Origin of the sequence: Microvirga sp. M2, from assembly GCF_047497095.1 — a bacterium.
Lineage (GTDB): Bacteria > Pseudomonadota > Alphaproteobacteria > Rhizobiales > Beijerinckiaceae > Microvirga.
In genome coordinates, this window is sequence record NZ_CP134064.1 from 1449064 (window position 1) to 1468439 (window position 19376).

At 62.6% G+C, this 19376-nt stretch carries 17 protein-coding genes; 13 read left to right on the forward strand and 4 right to left on the reverse strand.

All coding sequences use genetic code 11. The annotated features are described in order from the left end of the window. Nucleotides 1-135 precede the first annotated feature (135 nt). A complete protein-coding gene (locus RE429_RS26350) occupies nucleotides 136-1182 on the reverse strand; it encodes a GlxA family transcriptional regulator (RefSeq protein WP_414474672.1) in 1047 nt (348 codons plus the stop codon). Nucleotides 1183-1277: 95 nt separating this feature from the next. Between RE429_RS26350 and RE429_RS26355 the strand changes: the two genes are divergently transcribed. Genes RE429_RS26355 through RE429_RS26375 form a run of 5 tightly spaced genes read left to right on the forward strand, consistent with a single transcriptional unit; the run spans nucleotide 1278 to nucleotide 6082 of the window. Further along, complete coding sequence (locus tag RE429_RS26355; protein ID WP_414474673.1) at nucleotides 1278-2318, forward strand: ABC transporter substrate-binding protein; 1041 nt, start codon at nucleotides 1278-1280, stop codon at nucleotides 2316-2318. Nucleotides 2319-2352: 34 nt separating this feature from the next. Further along, nucleotides 2353-3411, forward strand: coding sequence for an ABC transporter ATP-binding protein (locus tag RE429_RS26360; protein ID WP_414474674.1), 1059 nt, complete (start codon nucleotides 2353-2355; stop codon nucleotides 3409-3411). A 4-nt stretch (nucleotides 3412-3415) separates the two neighbouring features. Further along, on the forward strand, nucleotides 3416-4249 hold the full coding sequence (locus RE429_RS26365; protein WP_414474675.1) for an ABC transporter permease: 834 nt from the start codon (nucleotides 3416-3418) through the stop codon (nucleotides 4247-4249). A gap of 1 nt (nucleotide 4250) precedes the next feature. Further along, on the forward strand, nucleotides 4251-5039 hold the full coding sequence (locus RE429_RS26370) for an ABC transporter permease (RefSeq protein WP_414474676.1): 789 nt from the start codon (nucleotides 4251-4253) through the stop codon (nucleotides 5037-5039). Between the two features lie 29 nt (nucleotides 5040-5068). After that, on the forward strand, nucleotides 5069-6082 hold the full coding sequence (locus RE429_RS26375; RefSeq protein ID WP_414474677.1) for a proline racemase family protein: 1014 nt from the start codon (nucleotides 5069-5071) through the stop codon (nucleotides 6080-6082). A gap of 277 nt (nucleotides 6083-6359) precedes the next feature. On the opposite strand, the gene RE429_RS26380 is transcribed toward RE429_RS26375, so the two are convergent. From RE429_RS26380 to RE429_RS26390, 3 genes are all read right to left on the reverse strand, one after another. After that, a complete protein-coding gene (locus RE429_RS26380) occupies nucleotides 6360-7796 on the reverse strand; it encodes an aldehyde dehydrogenase family protein (protein WP_414474678.1) in 1437 nt (478 codons plus the stop codon). 32 nt (nucleotides 7797-7828) lie between these two features. Then, nucleotides 7829-7954, reverse strand: a complete 126-nt coding sequence (locus tag RE429_RS26385) for a hypothetical protein (RefSeq protein WP_414474679.1) — start codon at nucleotides 7952-7954, stop codon at nucleotides 7829-7831. Nucleotides 7955-8049: 95 nt separating this feature from the next. Further along, a complete protein-coding gene (locus RE429_RS26390) occupies nucleotides 8050-8256 on the reverse strand; it encodes a hypothetical protein (RefSeq protein ID WP_414474680.1) in 207 nt (68 codons plus the stop codon). Nucleotides 8257-8621: 365 nt separating this feature from the next. On the opposite strand from RE429_RS26390, the gene RE429_RS26395 reads away from it, so the two are divergent. The 8 genes from RE429_RS26395 (at nucleotide 8622) to xylB (ending at nucleotide 19373) form a co-directional block, all read left to right on the forward strand. Further along, nucleotides 8622-9881: an adenylate/guanylate cyclase domain-containing protein gene (locus RE429_RS26395; protein WP_414474681.1), complete on the forward strand. Its 1260-nt coding sequence runs from the start codon at nucleotides 8622-8624 to the stop codon at nucleotides 9879-9881. Between the two features lie 429 nt (nucleotides 9882-10310). Next, nucleotides 10311-11627, forward strand: coding sequence for an ABC transporter substrate-binding protein (locus tag RE429_RS26400; RefSeq protein WP_414474682.1), 1317 nt, complete (start codon nucleotides 10311-10313; stop codon nucleotides 11625-11627). A 68-nt stretch (nucleotides 11628-11695) separates the two neighbouring features. Then, complete coding sequence (locus RE429_RS26405) at nucleotides 11696-12619, forward strand: carbohydrate ABC transporter permease (RefSeq protein ID WP_414474683.1); 924 nt, start codon at nucleotides 11696-11698, stop codon at nucleotides 12617-12619. A gap of 10 nt (nucleotides 12620-12629) precedes the next feature. Next, nucleotides 12630-13451 carry a carbohydrate ABC transporter permease gene (locus tag RE429_RS26410; protein ID WP_414474684.1) on the forward strand — a complete coding sequence of 274 codons (822 nt, stop codon included), beginning with the start codon at nucleotides 12630-12632 and terminating at the stop codon, nucleotides 13449-13451. Nucleotides 13452-13465: 14 nt separating this feature from the next. After that, nucleotides 13466-14599 carry an ABC transporter ATP-binding protein gene (locus RE429_RS26415; protein ID WP_414474685.1) on the forward strand — a complete coding sequence of 378 codons (1134 nt, stop codon included), beginning with the start codon at nucleotides 13466-13468 and terminating at the stop codon, nucleotides 14597-14599. Between the two features lie 21 nt (nucleotides 14600-14620). Beyond that, nucleotides 14621-16303 (forward strand): GMC family oxidoreductase, encoded by a 1683-nt coding sequence (locus RE429_RS26420; protein WP_414474686.1) that lies wholly within the window; start codon nucleotides 14621-14623, stop codon nucleotides 16301-16303. Beyond that, nucleotides 16300-17784, forward strand: coding sequence for a mannitol dehydrogenase family protein (locus tag RE429_RS26425; protein WP_414474687.1), 1485 nt, complete (start codon nucleotides 16300-16302; stop codon nucleotides 17782-17784). The genes RE429_RS26420 and RE429_RS26425 overlap by 4 nt, the downstream gene beginning before the upstream one ends. 113 nt (nucleotides 17785-17897) lie before the next feature. Next, a complete protein-coding gene (gene xylB / locus RE429_RS26430) occupies nucleotides 17898-19373 on the forward strand; it encodes a xylulokinase (RefSeq protein WP_414474688.1) in 1476 nt (491 codons plus the stop codon). Nucleotides 19374-19376 lie beyond the last annotated feature (3 nt).

Below are 19376 nucleotides of genomic sequence, written 5' to 3' on the forward strand. Positions count from 1 at the left end.
GCTCTTCCTAGAGAACAGTGTATCGCTTGCTTCGAACGACCAGGTCCACCTTTTCGCACGATACGCTAAAGGAAATAGCCGATTTCCCTTGAGGGGAATCAGCTCAATGGCCATCGGGGGACTGCGTGCAGCTTCTCAGATCGTGCCGTTTTGCCTGAACTCCCGTGGCGAGCAGCCGAAGGCAGACTTGAAATCTCTGGAAAAATGCGCGCCATCGGCAAAGCCGGTATCGATGGCGACTTCCGTGATCGTGCGGGAGCTGTTTCTGAGAAGCCAGCGTCCATATTCCAGCCTGAGGCTTCGCTGGAAGGCCGCGGGGCCAACTCCCAGTGCGGAATGAAAAATCCTTTCCAGCTGACGGCTGCCGATGCCCACGTAGCGGGCAATGGCATCGATGGAAGGCGGCGTATCGAGGCGTTGCTCGATGAACTGGGCCGCCTGTCGCACACGAACGTCATGGATCCCGTCGAGATTGGCATAGAAGTGTGCCTGCGGCATCGCGGCGGGCCTGATGTCCTGCAACATCATGTGGCGCACTGCCTGTTGAGCCTTGTCGCGCCCGCAATGCCGCGTAATGAGGTAGAGACCGAGATCAATCGCTGCCGTCGATCCAGCACAGGTGATCAGATCGCCCTCGTCGATAAACAAGCGATCCACGACCGCCTTGATTCGTGGAAAGCGCTCTCGAAAGGCATCAAGGACGTTCCAGTGCACGCATACTTTGCGATCGCCGACGAGCCTGGCCTGGGCAATGAGGAAAGTTCCCGTGCAGATCCCGACGAGGCGGACACCGTTTGCCGCCGCCTCTCGGAGATAGTCCAGCAAAGTCTCCGGAATCTTCACGTTGAGATAGTCGTTTCCGCCGCATACGGCGATGTAATCGAACGATGCCGGGTCGACGAGATCGCTGCTGGGATGAACCTCCACACCGCAGCTTGACCGGCGGGGCAGTCCGCCGAGACTCATGACCTTCCAGGCCGCATGAACCTGGCGACTGCGGCCTCCGTGATCCGCCGCCAAGCGCAGCGCATCGATGAAACCTGAGAATGCAGCGAGCGTGAATTGGTGAAGCAATATGAACCCGACGCGTAACCGCGGCTCGCTCGAGCCACCCGGATTCGCCTTGGATGGCGATCGACACGTTATCTCGTATGCATCATCGGCCATGTCGGAAATATTCAATTGCTGGACCGGATCTTTCTAGTGAACGACGGCATCCTGGGTCAATCTCGGCGCAACCAGAAAAGCTGCAAAAGGCATTCCCAGAGGAGTTGATCATGAAACTCAGTCGATATCTTGCAACAGTCGCTCTTTGCTCCACCGCATTGGGCCAGCCTGCCTTCGCGCAATCCCAATCCATCACGGTGGCTTGGTACGGAGGCAACTGGGGCGACGCCTTCCGTGCCTGTGTCGCCGAGCCCTTCACCAAGGCGACCGGGATCGGCGTCAATGCGGAGATCGGAACCTCGACGGTGACCCTGTCCAAGCTTCAGCAGCAGAAGGGGGCTCCCACCATCGATGTCGCGTGGATGGATGGAGGCATCAGCGAACTCGCTCTTGCCGCCGACGTGGTCGATAACCTCGATGCCGGCGCGATCGGCAATCTCTCGAATGCTCTTCCTCAAGCCGTCTACAAGTCGGGCTCGACGACCTATGCGGTCGGCACCGGCTATTACTCCCTCGGCCTCACTTACAACACGAAGGAGGTGAAGGAGGCGCCCACCTCCTGGAATGACCTTTGGAAGAAGGAGTTCGAGGACACGGTGACGATTCCGTCTCCGTCGAACTCCGCGGGCGTGCCCTTCGTGATGTTCCTCTCGCAGATGTGGAATGGACCGGCCGGCGATCTCTCTGACACGTTCAAGAAGATCAAGGACCTTAAGGCCGCCCTGTTCTTCGACTCTTCCGGGGCCGCCACCAACGCCTTCCAGAGCGGTGAGGCGGTCATCGGCGCACACTTCAGCGTCGGCGCCTGGGATATGGCCGACAAGGGGCTGCCGATCGGCTTCGTCGTGCCGAAGGAGGGTGTCTGGGCGACCGACGCCAGGCTTCACCTGGTGAAGGGCACGACCAAGAAGGAAGCAGCCCAAAAGTTCATCAACCAGGCTCTGGCCCGAGAGGCTTCGGTATGCCTCGCCGAGAAGCTCTATCTCGGCCCGTCGGTGAAAGGCGTCGAAGTCAAGGCCGATGTGGCGCGAAAACTGCCGTGGGGCGAGAAGGGCTCGGTCGAGAACCTGAAGCTCTTCGACTGGATGCAGATCAACGAACAGCGGAGCAAGATCGTCGACACTTGGAACCGCGAGATCGCGCGCAAGTAACGGCCGCTCCTAGAGTCAGGGTACAGAGTTCGTCATGACCGCTCCATTGTTGAACATCGCGATGCTTTCGAAGCGCTTTGGGGGGCATGCGGCCCTGTCGGACATCAATCTTGAGATCGGGCTAGGCGAGTTCATTGCCTTGCTCGGCCCGTCGGGATGCGGCAAGACGACTCTCCTGCGGTGCATCGCAGGTTTTCTGACGCCGGACGATGGATCCATTCGGATTGCGGGAGAGGACGTCACGCGGCTTCCTCCTTACCGGCGGCCGTTGAACACGGTCTTTCAGAATTACGCGCTGTTCCCCCATATGTCCGTTGCCGACAATGTGGCGTACGGGCCTCGCCGGAAGGGGATCGATAAGAAGGATGCGCTCTCGCAAGCCGGCGAAGCCCTCGATCTGGTTGGATTGTCCGGCTTCGGGGATCGTTTTCCACGCCAGCTCTCTGGCGGACAGCAGCAGCGTGTCGCCCTCGCCCGCGCGATCGTCAATCGGCCCAAACTCCTCTTGCTGGATGAGCCCCTGAGCGCGCTCGATCTCAAGTTGCGCAAACGCGTCCAGATCGAGCTTAAGCACCTCCAGGAAAAGCTCGGCATCACCTTCGTGTTCGTCACTCACGATCAGGAGGAGGCGCTGACCATGGCGGACCGGGTGGTCGTCATGAGCAACGGCCGCATAGAGCAGGTGGGACGCGGTGAGGACATCTATCGTGCTCCGGCGACCCGCTTCGTGGCGGACTTTATTGGAGAGGCCAATCTTCTCCCCTGCTCGACCCTTCCGGATGGAAGCCTGATGACGAGTGTCGGCTCCCTTCCGATCAGGCCGAAGATGCGGCCCAAAGGCGATCGTCTCATTGCCGTTCTTCGTCCCGAGCATGTCATCATCGTACCGAATGGTCCGGCGGAAGGCCTCTCGACCGCTACGGCCGTGGTCGAGGATGTCATTCATGTCGGAAGCCACCTGATCGTCAATGCCCGCGTTGGCGACACGGTGATCACAAGCCGCATCAGCGGCCGATTGCCTGCCGAGGTCGTGGAAGGAGCCCGTCTCCATGTGGGCTTCCGACCCGACGACATCCATCTGATCGCGGAATAGTGCCATGACCGCTTCCGCTCGCACGATCGGCCTGCTTGTCGGCATTCCGGCCCTGTTTTTCCTGGCGTTCTTTCTCTTTCCGATGTTCGTCGTGGCGATCGCCAGCCTCACGGATTCGAGGGGAAGCCTGACGCTCGCCAACTACACGCGCATCTTGCTCGATCAGTACCACTGGGACGTGCTGTGGGTGACCTTCCGGATCGGGGTGCTGACGACCGTCGCATGCGTCCTGATCGGCTACCCGCTCGCCTGGTATCTGGTGCGCATCGTCAATTGGGCGCCCTGGCGGCGGGTCTGCGTCATCTTGCTGATCGTTCCTCTGTTCACCAGCAATATCGTCAGATCCTTCGGCTGGATGGTGCTGCTCGGGCGCAACGGCCTCGTCAACGACAGCTTTCAGGCCATGGGCCTCATCGAGCGCCCCGTCCGGTTCCTCGGAAGCGAGCTCGGAATCGTGATCGGCTTGGTCTACATCCTGCTGCCCTTCATCGTGCTGGCCGTCGGCAATGCCGTGGCGGATGTGGATCCCTCGTTGGAACAGGCTTCGGCCGATCTGGGAGCTCGGCCGGCGACGACATTCTGGACGGTGACGTTCCCGTTGTGCCTTCCCGGTCTGATGGCGGGCGCCGTGATGGTCTTCATGCTCGCGGTCAGCGCCTATGTGACGCCGGCCCTGCTCAGCGGCGGACGCATCACGGTCTTCTCGATGCTGATATTCCAGCAATACAGCTCCGTCTTCGATTTCAATTATGGCGGAGCGCTGAGCATCACGATGCTCGTTCTCACCCTTGCTCTCGTGGCCGTTGCTGGGCGCATCGGTACGACCAGAGGAGCATGAGATGGTCATCAGGCTCCTGGTCCGCATCGTGTCCCTCATGGCCTTGGCCTATCTTGTTCTCCCACTGATGGTGATCATCGGATCATCGCTGACGACCACGAGTTTCCTTGCGTTCCCGCCGCAGGGGCTCACCCTGTCCTGGTTCGGCAAGGTCATTGCGGATCCGTCTTACTTGTCCGCCTTCGCGATGAGCACCGTGCTTGCCGCTTGCGCCACGGCGGCGGCGGTTCTCTTGGCCGTGCCGTCTGCCCTTGCGATCGCGCGTTACACCTTTCCGGGCAAGCGGCTTCTTTCCGCCGTTCTGATGTCGCCCCTCATTCTTCCGCATGTCGTGCTGGGGGCTGCTCTCCTCCAATATGGAGCCGCAATCGGTCTCACCCGGAATTTCCCGGCACTGCTGGTCGGCCATATCGTGATCATCACGCCGTTCGTTCTGAGGGCGGTGCTGCCTCAGCTCACCGATGAACAGCAGAGCCTCGAAGAGGCATCCGCGGATCTTGGAGGCGGGCCCCTCGTCACATTCTTCCTGGTCACGTTCCCGCAGATCCGGAGCGGCGTTCTCAGCGGGGCGATCTTTGCCTTCATCTCGTCGTGGATCAACGTGGAGCTGAGCATCTTCAACACGACGGCCGAACTGACGACGATTCCCGTCAAGCTGTTCAACTACGTCCAATACACGATCGACCCCACCATCGCCGCGGTATCGGCGATCACGATCCTGGTGGCGGCGCTCGTCATCATCATTCTCGATCTCACTCTCGGTCTCGACGTCCTGTCGGAGCGCCGCTGAGGGAAGCTGCAGCGACAAGGAGCCTTATCATGCGCCAGCAAGACGTTTTTGACGTGATCTACACCCACACGGAAGGGGAACCTCTGTGCATCATCCATAGCGGGATACCGTATCCCGCCGGATCCGATATTCTGGAGAAGCGCCGTTTCCTCGAGCAGAACTATGATTGGCTGCGCTGCGCTCTCATGCGGGAGCCCCGTGGTCACAAGGACATGTTCGGCGTCTTCCTGACACCTCCCTCGAGCCCAGACTACGACGCTGGCCTCATCTATATCGACGGCACGCAATATTCGCACATGTGCGGACACGGGACCATTGCGGTCGCGATGGCGATGGTCTCCCTTGGGCTCGTCCGGCGCGGAGAGAACGGCCGCACGACAATCCGCTTTGAGACGACGGCCGGCCTCGTGGTGGCCGAAGTCGCCAATGACGGGCCGGACGTGCAATGGACGCGGTTTGAGAACGTTCCGGCCTATGTTGCCGCTCAGGACGTTCCCTTCGAGCTGCCTGGCGTCGGTCCGCTCAAGGCCGACATCGTCTGGGGTGGAAACTATTTCGGCATCATCGACCTTCGGGGCACGTCGCTTCGCATCTCTCCGGACAACGGATCCGAACTCTCGCGCCTCGGCATCATCGCCCGCGAGCGGCTGCGCGAGAAGGTCGCGATCCAGCATCCCGCCGAGAAGCATATCAACAACTTCAACTTCGTGACCTTCTGGCACGAGCCCACGATCGAGGGCGCATTCTACAAGAACGTGCACGTATTCTCCGCCGGGCAGCTCGACCGGTCGCCGGGCGGCACGGGAACCAGCGCCATGATGGCGATGTTCGAGGCGAGGGGCCAGCTGAAGCTCGATCAGCCGATCAAGTCGGAAGGCCTCCTCGGCAGCGGGACGTTCGAGGGATGCCTGATCGGCGAGACGACCCTCAATGGCACGCGCGCCGTCCGCCCTACCGTCAAGGGTACGGCAAGCATCCTTGGTACGGCTCGCTGGGTGATCGATCGCAACGACCCGGTGGGCGCAGGCTTCCTCGTCGCTTGACCTTCATGATGGGGCACCGGATCCCGAAATCGGCCGGTGCCCCATGAGGTCGTTCATCGAGGTCGTTCATCGAGATCGTTCTTCGGCGAAGCGGATCAGGTTCGCCGAAAATCGCGGGCGTCATAGAAAATGAGCTGCTTTCTCTTGCGTGGAAGCAGCTCTGCGGCGTCGGACGTGACATCGAATTTGCGTCCGACGCTTTGACATTTTGATCTGAGCATCTTTTCACGCAAAATCGGTTCCCACTTTTGCGCACGATGCTCTCCGGGTGCATTCCTTAGTGCGATTGCGCCAGGTATCCGAACATCGACTTGGTTTCGAGAAACTCCTCGAACCCGAAACGCCCCCATTCACGTCCGTTGCCGGACCGCTTGTATCCGCCGAAAGCGGCCGCGTTATCGCCGCGCGCGCCGTTCAGGTGAACCATGCCGGCCCGAATGCGGCGCGCCACCCGGCGGGCACGTTCGGGATCGCTCGAGGTCACATAGCTCGACAGCCCGTAGACGGTGTCATTGGCGATCCGGATCGCGTCCTCCTCGTCCTTGTAGGGCAGGATCGACAGCACCGGACCGAAGATCTCCTCCCGTGCGATGCTCATGTCGTTACGCACGTTCGCGAACACGGTCGGCCGCACGTAATAGCCGCGATCGAAACCGGCCGGGCGTCCCAACCCTCCCGTGACGAGGGTTGCGCCTTCCGCGATTCCAGCCTCGATCAGGCTCTGGATCCGGGTGAACTGGAGTTCGCTGACCACGGGGCCGATGGTAGTGGAGGCAGAGCGGGGATTACCGACGACGGTCTCCTCGGCGATGCGCCTGGCGATCGCCACGACGTCGTCCTGGCGATCGAGCGGTACGAGAAGCCGGGTCGGCGCGTTACATGATTGTCCGCTATTGCCAAAGCAGGTCCGGACAGCGTGCGTGACGGCGGCTTCCACATCCGCGTCGTCGAGCAGGATGTTCGGGGACTTGCCGCCGAGCTCCTGATGAACGCGCTTGACCGTATCGGCGGCCGCTTTCGCGACGAGAGTTCCGGCCCGGGTCGAGCCTGTGAACGAGATCATGTCAACGTCCGGATGGCTTGCGAGAGCCTGTCCGACATGAGGCCCGTCGCCGTTGATGAGATTGAACACTCCTGCCGGAACGCCCGCCTCGTGCAGGATCTCAGTGAAGATCAATGCCGAGAGTGGCGCGACCTCGCTGGGCTTCAGGACCATGGTGCATCCGGCCGCGAGAGCCGGGCCGACCTTGCAGGCGATCTGGTTCAGGGGCCAGTTCCAGGGCGTGATCAGCCCGCAGACGCCGATCGGCTCGCGGGTGATCAATGTTTCATTGATCGCCTCGTCGAACTCGTAGGTGTTCAGAACTTCGACGGTGCGCTGAAGATGACCCAGGCCGGCCGGCACATGGCGCTCGCGCGCGAAGGCGAGGGGCGCACCCATCTCGGTGGAAATCGCCTCGGCCAGATCATCGCTGCGCCGACGGTAGGCGGCGATGATCGTCGTAAGCAGGTCCAGGCGCTCCCCACGGCGCGTCTGGCCATAGCTCGAGAATGCCCGCCGTGCGGCAGCGACGGCCCGTTCCACGTCGACCGCTCCGCCGGCCGCAATGGTTGCGGCCGTCTCTTCCGTGGCAGGATTGATCACGTCGATGACATTTTGCCCTGCCGGGACGACCCACTGGCCGTCGATGTAGAATTCATGGTGATGTGGCACGTCTCGTTCTCCGGATTCGCCGTCTGCAAACGTCAGTTCGTCTGCTTGATAGCACGGCGAATGCGGTTGACCACCTGTTCGATCTGCTCGACTTCGACGATCCGGAGCTGTGCATGGCCCGCGGTGACGCACCAGAAACCCGCCATGGCGTCGAGCACCCGGCGGCTATCACCGGGTTCGAGCGAAACTGGCGCATCGCCGTGAGATGCCGAGGCGCTCAGGGGCGCCGGACCCTATCTTGCCCGATGTCCGATCAGCGGGGTTGCCGGCTGGCGCGGATGACGCGCAATAGTTCTTCCCGGGTCTGGGGCCAGCGATCCTCGGGAACGAAGGGAGCGAGTTGGCTGATCGCCACGTCCAATTGCTCCTCGTCGCGGGCCTCTGGATCCGTCAGGTAATGACCATGCTGTTCCAGATTGTCCGAGAACTGTTCGTCAAGGGATTTCAGAATATTCGTCATGGTCTCCTCCTTGGGGCCGGAGGTTCTCTGAACCGCTTGGGGGCGTCTGGCTATCGGACGGAGAACGCAGTCCCTGGGACGATGTTCCAACGCGGAGAGGGCAGCCGGAGCCGACTTTCCGGGGCTGCCCGGACGTCGCGGTGCGATCCCAAAAACGCCTCAACGGAATGTGATTGTCCTCACGGCTTGCGGACGGATTGCTTAGGTTCCCGGCTAAACGCCGGGCTTCGGCGACTGGGGAACTCGTTCTTCTTCCGCCGCCTTGAGGGAAGGGCGTGTGGCCCATCGATCGGAAGCCGATATGATGGACTGCTCCGCCGACGGCCCACAACCGGCGGCGAACTCGTGTGATCGTGAGGGATACCATGGATAGAAGGCAGGCCTCTGGTACCGCCAGATGGGTGACGGAGGCCGGGCTGACGGGCATGACGGAGCTGGAGCTTCTCCACGGCTTCTGCAATCGCCTTGTGGCCGAGGGGTTTCCGGTCGCGCGGGTGAACATCGTCATCGATACGCTGCACCCGATCCACGAAGGGCGCGTCTTCCGCTGGCGCCGCGACGACCAGGGCGATCTCGATCATGTGGTCGAGTATGGTCGCACCAACGTCGAGGGCGAGGCCGCCACCAATTGGCGGCGGAGCACCTATTATCATCTTCTGACGAGCGGACAGGATTTTCTGCGGCGGCGGATCGGCCCAGGGCATGTGGAGGATTTTTCCGTTCTTGCGGATCTGCGGCGAGAGGGGCAGACGGATTATCTCGTCCTGATCCATCGCTTCGAGGCCGAAGGCATCATCGGAGAGATGGATTCCTTCTATTCATCCTGGACGACGGACGTCGATTCCGGCTTTACGGACGAGCAGATCTTCCTTGTCCGCGAATTGGCATCCTCCCTGATGCTGGCCTTGAAATGCGCCTCGCTCGCGTGCATCGCCAAGACGCTCGTCGAGACCTATCTTGGCCGTGATGCGGGCCGCCTCGTCTTGAAAGGGCGGATTGCCCGCGGCGTCACGGACCGGATCCAGGCGGTTCTCTGGTACAGCGACCTGCGCAGCTTCACCCACATCACCGAGGCTGCGGATCCGGAGCAGATCATTCCGTTCCTGAACGATTATTCCGAGGCCATCATCTCGTCGATCTGTGACGCCGGCGGCGATGTGCTGAAGCTGATCGGGGACGGTACCCTGGCGATCTTCAAGGAAGAGGATCCGATCCTGGCCTGCCGGTCCGCTCTTCGCGCCGAGCAATTGATGCGGTCCCGAATCCACGCCCTCAACCGGGACCGCGCAATCTCGAACGTGCCGGTCGCCGATGCCTATCTGGCCCTTCACATCGGCGAGGTCTTTTACGGCAATATCGGCAGTCAGGACCGCCTCGACTTCACGGTGGTCGGCCCGGCCGTGAACGAGGTGAGTCGGATCGCCGCCCTCTGTCGCTCCGTCGAGAGGGATGTTCTCGTCTCCTCGACATTCTTCGCGGCGGCTTCGACGGCCGAGCAGGAATGCCTCGTTTCGGTCGGCCGCTATGCCCTGAGAGGGGTCAACCGGCCGCAGGAACTGTTCACGCTCGATCCATCCCGGGTGGCGGGGGAGGAGCCCGGTCGGATATCGGAGCCGCCACGGTAACCAAGTGCGGACACCTGCAGCCCGGTCCGGTCATCCGAGCGTTCGGGGCAGCCGGACCCGCGCGGCGTTCTCGCGATCGTCGGATGTTCTACGCTGTTGCGCAGGACGGTCCGTTCTGTTGCGAACCGTCTCCCGTCCTCAATGCCGTGCCGCGCAGGCGGGCGCGGGTTCTGCGGGTGCCGATCTGGCGGAGGCGATCTGGGGGACGAGTGGGCCGAAATTCGAAATATGGAAAGCGCCGTTATCTAGGGCATGGGGGAAGGGCAGCAATACCTCTCGTGTGCAGAAGTAACGGCTATAAAGAATAAGGTACTCTTCAAGAGATCGTCCCATAAAAACAAGCTTCGGCATGAAAGATGCTGCAATTGACGCTGAAAATCGGTCATGAGAGCATTAATAAAATAAAAAAGCACAATCTTGGAGGAAGCAATGCAGTTCAGGAATATCGCCCTATTGTCGGCAGCCTGCTTGGTTGCTGGCACAAGTTATGCCTTTGCTCAAGGTCAAACCTTGACGATTGCTACCGTCAACAATGCCGACATGATCATCATGCAGCGATTGTCGCCGAAGTGGGAGCAGGCGACCGGCAACAAGTTGAATTGGGTCGTACTGGAAGAAAACGTTCTGCGTCAGCGGGCGACGACCGATATCGCCACCAAGGGCGGGCAGTTCGACATCATCACCATCGGTTCCTATGAAACGCCGATCTGGGGCAAGCAGAACTGGCTGGTGTCCCTCGACGATCTGGGCGCCGATTACGATTATGGCGACCTCATTCCGACGGTGAAGAGCGCCCTTTCGGCCAACGGCAAGCTCTATGCCGTGCCGTTCTATGCCGAAAGTTCGTTCACATACTACCGGAAGGACCTGTTCGATCAGGCCGGTCTCAAGATGGCGGACAAGCCGACCTATGACCAGATCTCCGAATATGCCGCAAAGCTCACCGACAAATCCAAGGAGCAGTATGGCTTCTGCCAGCGCGGCAAGCCCGGTTGGGGCGAGAACATGGCCTTCATCGGTCCCATGGTGAATGCGTTCGGCGGCCGCTGGTTCAATGAGAAATGGGAACCGCAGCTCACGACCGAGCCATGGAAGAATGCGATCAATTATTACGTCAAGAACATGAGGGAGTATGGCCCGCCCGGGGCCACGGCCAACGGCCACAACGAGAATCGCGCCCTGTTCGCGACCGGACACTGCGCCTTGTGGGTCGATGCCACTTCGGCCGCGGGCTATATCTACAATCCGAAGGAAAGCCAGGTCGCGGACAAGACGGCTTTCGCTCCGGCGCCCATCGAGGTCACCAGCAACGGTTCGGCCTGGTTCTGGTCATGGGCTCTGGCCGTTCCTGCTTCGTCGAAGAAGGCGGACGCTGCCAAGTCGTTTTTGAAATGGGCGACGTCGAAGGATTACATCACGCTGGTCGGCAACGAGGCCGGCTGGGTTTCGGTCCCGCCCGGGACGCGCAAGTCGACCTACGACAATCCCGAATACCAGAAGGCCGCCCCCTTCGCGAAGATCGTCTATGAGTCGATCGTCAATGCGGACATCACCAAGCCGACGAAGGATCCCGTTCCTTACATAGGGATCCAGTATGTGGCGATTCCGGAGTTCCAGGGGATCGGCACGGCCGTCGGCCAGCAGATCGCCGCGGCCCTCGCAGGCCAGGTAACGGTCGATCAGGCCCTCGAGAATGCGCAACGTTCCACCGAGCGGACGATGAAGCAGGCGGGCTATCCAAAGTAAGTCAGGTGCCATGCGACCGGCGAGCCTTCCGGCTCGCCGGCTGCTCACTCCAATTGTGAGTCGGTACGATGGTAGGCACAACCACAACCGCTCCTGTCCCGACGACGACGGCCCTCGTCGGCAGGCGCAGTCAACGCAACGTCAAAACCCTTCCCCTGATCGCCCCGTCCGTCATCGTCCTGTTCTTATGGATGATCGTGCCGCTGGCGATGACGCTATGGTTCTCGTTCCAATACTATAATCTGCTCGACCCGTCGGTCGGCGGGTTCGCCGGGATCGAGAACTATACCTATCTGCTGACCGATCCGTCCCTCTGGACCGCGATGGCCAACACGATCTTTCTGGTCTTCTGGGTTCTGGTCATCACCGTCGGGTTCGGGACGCTGCTCGCCGTTCTGTTCGATCAGGACTTCTACGGCCGCAGCATTGCCCGCCTGCTCGCCATCGCGCCCTTCTTCGTCATGCCGACAGTCAGCGCGCTGATCTGGAAGAACATGCTGATGCACCCGGTCAACGGGTTGTTCGCCTTCTTCTCGCGGTCCCTGGGCCTGCCCGTCATCGACTTCTTCGGCAGCCTTCCCCTGACCTCCGTGATCATCATCGTGGCATGGCAATGGCTCCCCTTCGCGTTGCTCATCCTGCTGACGGCCATCCAATCCCTCGACGGCGAGCAGAAGGAAGCCGCGCGGATGGACGGCGCCGGGCCGTTCGCGATGTTCTTCTTCATCATCCTGCCGCATCTCGGCCGCGCGATCAGCGTGGTGATCATGATCGAGACGATCTTCCTGCTCTCGGTCTTCGCGGAGATCTACGTCACCACTTCGGGCGGTCCGGGGCTGGCATCGACCAATCTTGCCTTCCTGATCTACCTGCGCGCGTTGCGCGAATACGATGTCGGCGGAGCGTCGGCCGCGGGTGTGATCGCCGTCATCCTGGCAAACATCGTCGCGATCTTCCTTGTCCGGTCGATCGCCAAGAACATTGCCGATTGAGGACACGGCCATGCATCCAAGAACCCGCGAAAGGCTCATCATGACGCTGGTCGGCTGGATCGCCGCCGGATTGATCTTCTTCCCGATCTTCTGGATGGTCCTGACGAGCTTCAAGCCCGAGGTCGAAGCGATTGCGACGCCGCCCAAGCTCTTCTTCACGCCGACATTGGAGAACTACATCACCGTGCGCGAGCGCGCCGATTACGTTCACTTCGCCCTCAACAGCGTGATCATTTCGGTCGGCGCCACGTTCCTGGCAACGGTGATCGCCGTGCCGGCCGCCTACGCCATGGCTTTCTTCCCGGGCCGGAGGACCAAGGATCTTCTGCTGTGGATGCTCTCCACCAAGATGATGCCCGCCGTGGGCGTGCTGATCCCGATCTACCTGCTGTTCCGGGATATCGGCGCGATCGACACCCGCTGGGGATTGGTCGTTGTCTATACGCTCATGAACCTGCCGATCGTGGTGTGGATGCTGTACACCTTCTTCAAGGAGGTGCCGAAGGACATCCTCGAAGCAGGGCGAATGGACGGCGCCAAGCCGAAGCAGGAAGTCTGGATGCTCCTGATGCCACTGTCCCTGCCCGGTATCGCGTCCACGGCTCTTTTGTCGATCATCCTGTGCTGGAACGAGGCGTTCTGGAGCTTGAACCTCACCACCTCCGAGGCAGCGCCGCTGACGACGTTCATTGCCTCGTTCTCTGCCCCTGAAGGACTGTTCTGGGCCAAGCTCTCGGCCGCCTCGACGATCGCCATCGCGCCGATCCTCGTGTTCGGCTGGATGAGCCAGCGCCAGCTGGTGCGCGGCTTGACCTTCGGCGCCGTGAAGTAAAAGGGAGAGTCGCAATGGCGACCGTCACGCTCAAGGACATTCAGAAGAACTACGGTAACGTGCCGGTCATCAAGGGGGTCAACCTCTCCATCGATGACCGCGAGTTCTGCGTCTTCGTCGGTCCGTCGGGTTGCGGCAAGTCCACGCTCCTGCGGATGATTGCCGGGCTCGAGGAGATCACCACCGGCGACCTGATGATCGACGGACAGCGCGTCAACGATGTCCCGCCATCGGAGCGCGGATTGGCCATGGTGTTCCAATCCTATGCGCTCTACCCCCATATGTCCGTCGCCGACAACATGGGTTTCTCGCTCCGGCTCGCCGGCGTTTCGAAGGAGGAACGCCGCGCCAAGGTCGCCGAGGCCGCGCGCATCCTGCACCTCGACGCGTTGCTCGACCGCAAGCCCAAGGAGCTCTCCGGGGGGCAGAGGCAGCGTGTGGCCATCGGCAGAGCCATCGTGCGCAAGCCGAAGGTCTTTCTGTTCGACGAGCCGTTATCAAACCTCGACGCCGCTTTGCGCGTCCAGATGCGCATCGAACTCGCCCGGCTGCACGACGAACTGGCCGCGACCATGATCTATGTGACGCACGATCAGGTCGAGGCGATGACGATGGCCGACAAGATCGTGGTGCTTCAAGCGGGCCTCGTCGAGCAGGCGGGTTCGCCGCTCGAACTCTATCATCACCCCCGCAACCTGTTCGTTGCGGGATTCATCGGCAGTCCGAAGATGAACTTCCTTCCGGCCAAGGTCGCTTCGGTTGATGAATCCGGCACCACCGTTCAACTCGCCAATGGTGCCAGTCTGACGGTTCCCGTTCGTCCCGGCCGCCAAAAGGTCGGCGATGCCGTGACCCTCGGCGTCCGGCCGGAGCACATGCATCTGGCGGGAGAGGGGGAGTTGACCGGCGAGGTCATGGTGGTCGAGCGGCTCGGCGGTGAGACGTTCCTCTACACCCAGCTGCAGGGCGGCCCCACCGTGATCGTCCAGGCCGACGGAGAGATCCCGACCGGCGTGCATGAGCGCATCGCGATCAAGCTCGATCCGGTCACCTGCCATCTGTTCGATGCCGAGGGCCTCGCGGTCGAGCGCATCCGGCGTCATCCTTTGGCCAACCTGCGCCGATTGCCGACCCGCAAGGCGAGCTGAAACCTTTGGCGAGGAAGGCTCATGCCCTTAAAGCGGTTCGGCTATATCATCGTCGGCGGAGGCAGTGCCGGTTGTGTCGTCGCCAGCCGTCTGGTGGCGGAACACGGTGCCCGGGTCCTGCTGATCGAGGCCGGGCCGCGCAGGGCCAGCCGCATTCTTGCGATGCCCGCGGGCTACATGAAGTTTCTCGCACGGGATACCTATCTCACGATGCACAAGGTCGTTCCGCAGCCCCAGCTCGGCGGCCGGGCGCCGGTTGTGCCGCAGGCGAAAGTTCTCGGCGGGGGCAGCACGGTCAACGCCATGGTCTATATCCGGGGGCAGGTGCAGGACTATGATGCCTGGGATGCGGCGCTCGGCGGGGCAGGGTGGAGCTATGAGGACCTTCTGCCCTACTTCATCAAGCAGGAAGGCAACGATCACCTCGGCAGGCCCTATCACGGGCTCACCGGCCCCCTGAAGGTATCCCATCTCGGGCAGCACTCCGCGATGAGCCGCGCCTTCGTGCAGGCGCTGCAGGAGAAAGGAGTGCCCTACAATCCCGATTTCAACGGCGCGCGTCAGGCGGGCGTCGGCTTCATGCAGCATACGATCGACCGGACCACGCAGCGCCGGTGCAGCGCGGTCGATGCATTCCTCCTGCCCGTTCTGAGCAATCCGAAGTTGACCCTCCTGACGGATACCGTTGTAACCTGCATCCGGATCGAGAAGGGGCGGGCAACGGGCGTGGAGGTGAAAGGGCGATCGGGGTCGGAAACCTATTATGCCGACACGGAAGTGGTTCTTGCCGCCGGCACCTATATGACGCCGAAGCTCCTGATGCTGTCCGGGATCGGTCCGGCCGGAGAGCTGTCCCGCCACGACATCGCGGTCAAAGCGGATCTGCCGGGAGTCGGTCGGAATCTGCAGGATCATCACGAAGTTCCCATCGTTGCGACGACGACCGGAGCCTTCGGTTATTTCGGTCAGGACCGTGGCCTGGCCATGCTGAGCCACGGGTTGCAGTACATGCTCTTCAAGTCGGGGGCCGTCACCACGACGGGCGTGGAGGCCTGCGCCTTCATCGACCCCGACGGCAGCGAGCGGCCGACCCTCCAGCTCTATTGCGTTCCGACCGTCTATCTCGACCGCGACGTCTCCGGCGTCGAGCCGACGCACGGCGTGACGCTCAATCCTTGCCTGCTGCGTCCCAAGGCGCGGGGATCGGTTCGGCTCGCATCGGCCGACCCCTCGGCGGCCCCGCAGGTCGACCCGCAATTCTTCGGGGATCCGGACGATCTCCGGCTGACCATCGCGGGACTGCGCTATGCCCGGGACGTTCTGGCGACGAGCCCGGTCAGAGACATGATCGGACGGGAGATCTTCCCCGGAGCCGATCGTTACTCCGACGAGGCACTCGCGGCCCATTGCCGGCAGACGGTCAAGACGAACTATCATCCCGTCGGCACGTGCCGGATGGGCCGCGAGACCGACGAGCATGCCGTCGTGACCCCGGATCTGCGAACGCGCGGCGTTGCGGGCCTGCGGATCGTCGACGCCTCGATCATGCCGGCGATCCCCAGCGGGAACACCAATGCCCCCGTGCTCGCCATCGCGGACAAGGCTGTCGACATCATGACCGGTCATACCCGGCCGGGCGATGCGCGCGAGCCCGCTCCGACGAGACAATCCATCTCCCCCGCCAATCAGGTCAAACTGTCATGAGCCAGCCTCTCAGCCTTGCAACCCTCGGAGCGCTTCCCGCCGCGGTCGACCGGCCGAATTACGCACGCGACGCCTTGTCGCCCGGCATCCTGCATATCGGCGTGGGAAATTTCCACCGTGCCCATCAGGCGATCTATCTCGACGATCTCTTCAATGCGGGCAAGGATCTGGATTGGGCTCTGCTGGGAGCCGGCGTCCGGTCGGGGGATGAAGCCATGCGGCGCGCGCTCGCGCCTCAGGACTGGCTCACCACCGTGGTGGAGCTGGAGCCCGGAGCCAACCGGGCGCGGGTGTCCGGATCCATGGTGGATTTCGTGCCGGTCGGCGAAGATGCCCGCGCGATCGTTGCGGCTCTCGACGGCCCTGCCCTGAGGATCGTGTCCCTGACCGTCACGGAGGGCGGCTACTGCATCGATCCCGCGACGGGAGTCTTCAATCCGGAGCATCCTGAAATCCGCTACGACGCGACGCATCCGGATGCGCCCAAGGGCGTGTTCGGCGTGCTCGTGGCCGCACTCAAGCGCCGCCGTGAGCGGGGGCAGGTCCCTTTCACCGTGATGTCATGCGACAACATCCCCCATAACGGCCATGTCACGCTCGATGCGGTGGCGGGCCTCGCCGATCTCGTCGATCCGGCTCTCGCGGCCTATATCCGCGAGAGCGTGGCGTTTCCCAACAGCATGGTCGACCGCATCACGCCGGCCACGACCGACAGAGAGCGCGCCATCCTGAGCGACACCTTCGGCATCCGGGACAACTGGCCCGTCTTCTGCGAGCCGTTCCGGCAATGGGTGCTCGAAGACAACTTCACGGCAGGGCGCCCTGCGCTGGAAGAGGTGGGCGTCACCTTCACGTCCGAGGTCGGCGCCTTCGAGCTGATGAAGCTGCGCATCCTCAACGGCGGGCATGCTGCCATCGCCTATCCGGCTGCCCTGTTGGGCATTCATTTCGTCCACGATGCCATGGCGGACCCGCATGTCCGCGGCTTTCTCGACAAGCTCGAGACCGGGGAGATCATCCCTCAGGTGCCGCCGGTGCCGGGTGTCGATCTGACGGCCTATTACGAGCTCATCGCAAGGCGCTTCGCCAATCCGGATGTCGGCGACACGATCCCGCGCCTGGCGCAGGACGGCTCCAACCGGCAGCCGAAATTCATTCTGCCGTCGACGCGCGATCGTCTGAAGGCCGGTGCGGACGTCACGGGACTGGCGCTGGAATCGGCGCTGTGGTGCCGTTACTGCGCGGCCACCGACGATGCGGGTGCGCCCATCGCGCTCAACGATCCGAATGCCGCACGCCTGACGCCGGCTGCCCTCGCGGCAAAGGACGATCCCGCCGCATTCTTAAGCCTCCGCGACATCTTCGGCGACGTCGCGGATGCGCCCTCTTTCCGCGCATCCTTCGAGACGGCGCTGAGAAGCCTCTGGCGCGAAGGAACCCGCGCGACGCTGCAGCGCTATCTCGATGGGGAGCCCCTGTGAGGCGTGGCCTTTGCGAAGGTCGCACAAGCGCATTGTGCGAAAATGGGGACCCGGTTTTTCGCAAGAACGATGCGCTGCTCTATCGTGGGACCATCTGACCGAGGGGTTGATCGATGTATGTGGGAATCGACCTGGGAACGTCAGGCGTGAAGGCGGTCCTCATCGACGAGGACGGCGTGCTCGTCGGCGAGGCGACGGCACCATTGACGGTGTCCCGGCCTCATCCGCTCTGGTCGGAACAGGATCCTGAGGCGTGGTGGCAGGCGACCGGGGCGGCCGTGATCAGGCTCGGAGCCACGCATTCTCTCGACGCGGTCAAGGGCATCGGCTTGTCCGGCCAAATGCACGGGGCCGTCCTCCTCGACGAAGGCGGACATGTCCTGCGTCCCGCGATCTTGTGGAACGACGGCCGCGCCGGAGCGGAATGCGCCGAGCTGGAACAGAGGGAGCCTGCCAGCCGGGCCATCACGGCCAACATGGCGATGCCGGGCTTCACGGCGCCGAAACTTCTCTGGGTCGCCAAACACGAGCCCGACATCTTCGCACGCACGGCGCGAGTCCTGCTTCCGAAGGACTGGATCAGGCTGCGCCTGACCGGAGAGGCGGTCAGCGAGCCGTCCGATGCCGCCGGTACCCTTTGGCTCGACGTGGAGAAGCGAGACTGGTCGCCCGCAATGCTGGCGGCCACCGGACTGGACGAGCGGCACATGCCTCGTCTTGTCGAGGGAACCGAAGTGTCCGGTCGGCTCACGCGCGAAGCCGCCGGCGCGCTGGGCCTGAGACCGGGGCTTCCCGTGGCGGGAGGAGGGGGCGACAACGCGGCCGGAGCGGTCGGCATCGGCGTCGTCCGTACCGGCATGGCCTTCCTGTCGCTCGGCACCTCGGGCGTCATCTTCGTCGCGGACGCCACACTCCGGAAGGATCCGGAGCGAGGCGTTCACGCGTTCTGCCATTGCGTCCCGGACATGTGGCACCGCATGGCCGTGATCCTGTCCGCCGCGAGCGCTCTCTCCTTCGCAGCGCGTCTCGTCGGCGCCGCCAGCGAGGCGGAACTCCTGTCGGACATTGAGAGCGCCGGCATTCAGGCGCCGAAGCACAGCCGCCTCGTCTTCCTCCCGTACCTGAGCGGCGAGCGCACGCCCCACAACGATCCGACCGCGACGGGCGTCGTCTTCGGCCTCGATGCATCGGCGAGCCGGGCGGATCTGGGGCGCGCGGTGCTCGAAGGGGTGGCGTTCGCCCTTGCCGACGGACTGCACGCGCTGGAGGCCGGAGGAGGCAGGATCGAGACGTTCTCGGTGATCGGCGGAGGCGCGCGCTCCAAGCTGTGGGGCCGGATCCTGGCCGCTGCGCTCGAGCGCCCTCTCAAATACCATCATGGGGGCGAAGTCGGGCCCGCCCTCGGGGCGGCTCGCCTTGCCCGCATCGCAACGTCGGGCGCGAGCCTGGACGAGGCCTGCCCTCCACCGCCGCTGTCCCATGTCGTCGAACCGGAGGCCGCTTTGGTGGACGCCCTCAAATCACGCCAGATCCTTTATCGGCGCCTTTATGCCGACCTGCGATCGACATTTCCGGCCTCGATCCGGTAATGC

What these genes read in the sequence shown, in the direction of transcription:
- RE429_RS26415 (WP_414474685.1), top strand. Translation starts at nt 13,466, where the DNA reads ATGGCGACCGTCACGCTCAAGGACATTCAGAAGAACTACGGTAACGTG.
- RE429_RS26360 (WP_414474674.1), top strand. Translation starts at nt 2,353, where the DNA reads ATGACCGCTCCATTGTTGAACATCGCGATGCTTTCGAAGCGCTTTGGG.
- RE429_RS26410 (WP_414474684.1), top strand. Translation starts at nt 12,630, where the DNA reads ATGCATCCAAGAACCCGCGAAAGGCTCATCATGACGCTGGTCGGCTGG.
- RE429_RS26355 (WP_414474673.1), top strand. Translation starts at nt 1,278, where the DNA reads ATGAAACTCAGTCGATATCTTGCAACAGTCGCTCTTTGCTCCACCGCA.
- RE429_RS26420 (WP_414474686.1), top strand. Translation starts at nt 14,621, where the DNA reads ATGCCCTTAAAGCGGTTCGGCTATATCATCGTCGGCGGAGGCAGTGCC.
- RE429_RS26395 (WP_414474681.1), top strand. Translation starts at nt 8,622, where the DNA reads ATGGATAGAAGGCAGGCCTCTGGTACCGCCAGATGGGTGACGGAGGCC.
- RE429_RS26425 (WP_414474687.1), top strand. Translation starts at nt 16,300, where the DNA reads ATGAGCCAGCCTCTCAGCCTTGCAACCCTCGGAGCGCTTCCCGCCGCG.
- RE429_RS26405 (WP_414474683.1), top strand. Translation starts at nt 11,696, where the DNA reads ATGGTAGGCACAACCACAACCGCTCCTGTCCCGACGACGACGGCCCTC.
- xylB (WP_414474688.1), top strand. Translation starts at nt 17,898, where the DNA reads ATGTATGTGGGAATCGACCTGGGAACGTCAGGCGTGAAGGCGGTCCTC.
- RE429_RS26375 (WP_414474677.1), top strand. Translation starts at nt 5,069, where the DNA reads ATGCGCCAGCAAGACGTTTTTGACGTGATCTACACCCACACGGAAGGG.
- RE429_RS26400 (WP_414474682.1), top strand. Translation starts at nt 10,311, where the DNA reads ATGCAGTTCAGGAATATCGCCCTATTGTCGGCAGCCTGCTTGGTTGCT.
- RE429_RS26365 (WP_414474675.1), top strand. Translation starts at nt 3,416, where the DNA reads ATGACCGCTTCCGCTCGCACGATCGGCCTGCTTGTCGGCATTCCGGCC.
- RE429_RS26370 (WP_414474676.1), top strand. Translation starts at nt 4,251, where the DNA reads ATGGTCATCAGGCTCCTGGTCCGCATCGTGTCCCTCATGGCCTTGGCC.
- RE429_RS26390 (WP_414474680.1), bottom strand. Translation starts at nt 8,256, where the DNA reads ATGACGAATATTCTGAAATCCCTTGACGAACAGTTCTCGGACAATCTG.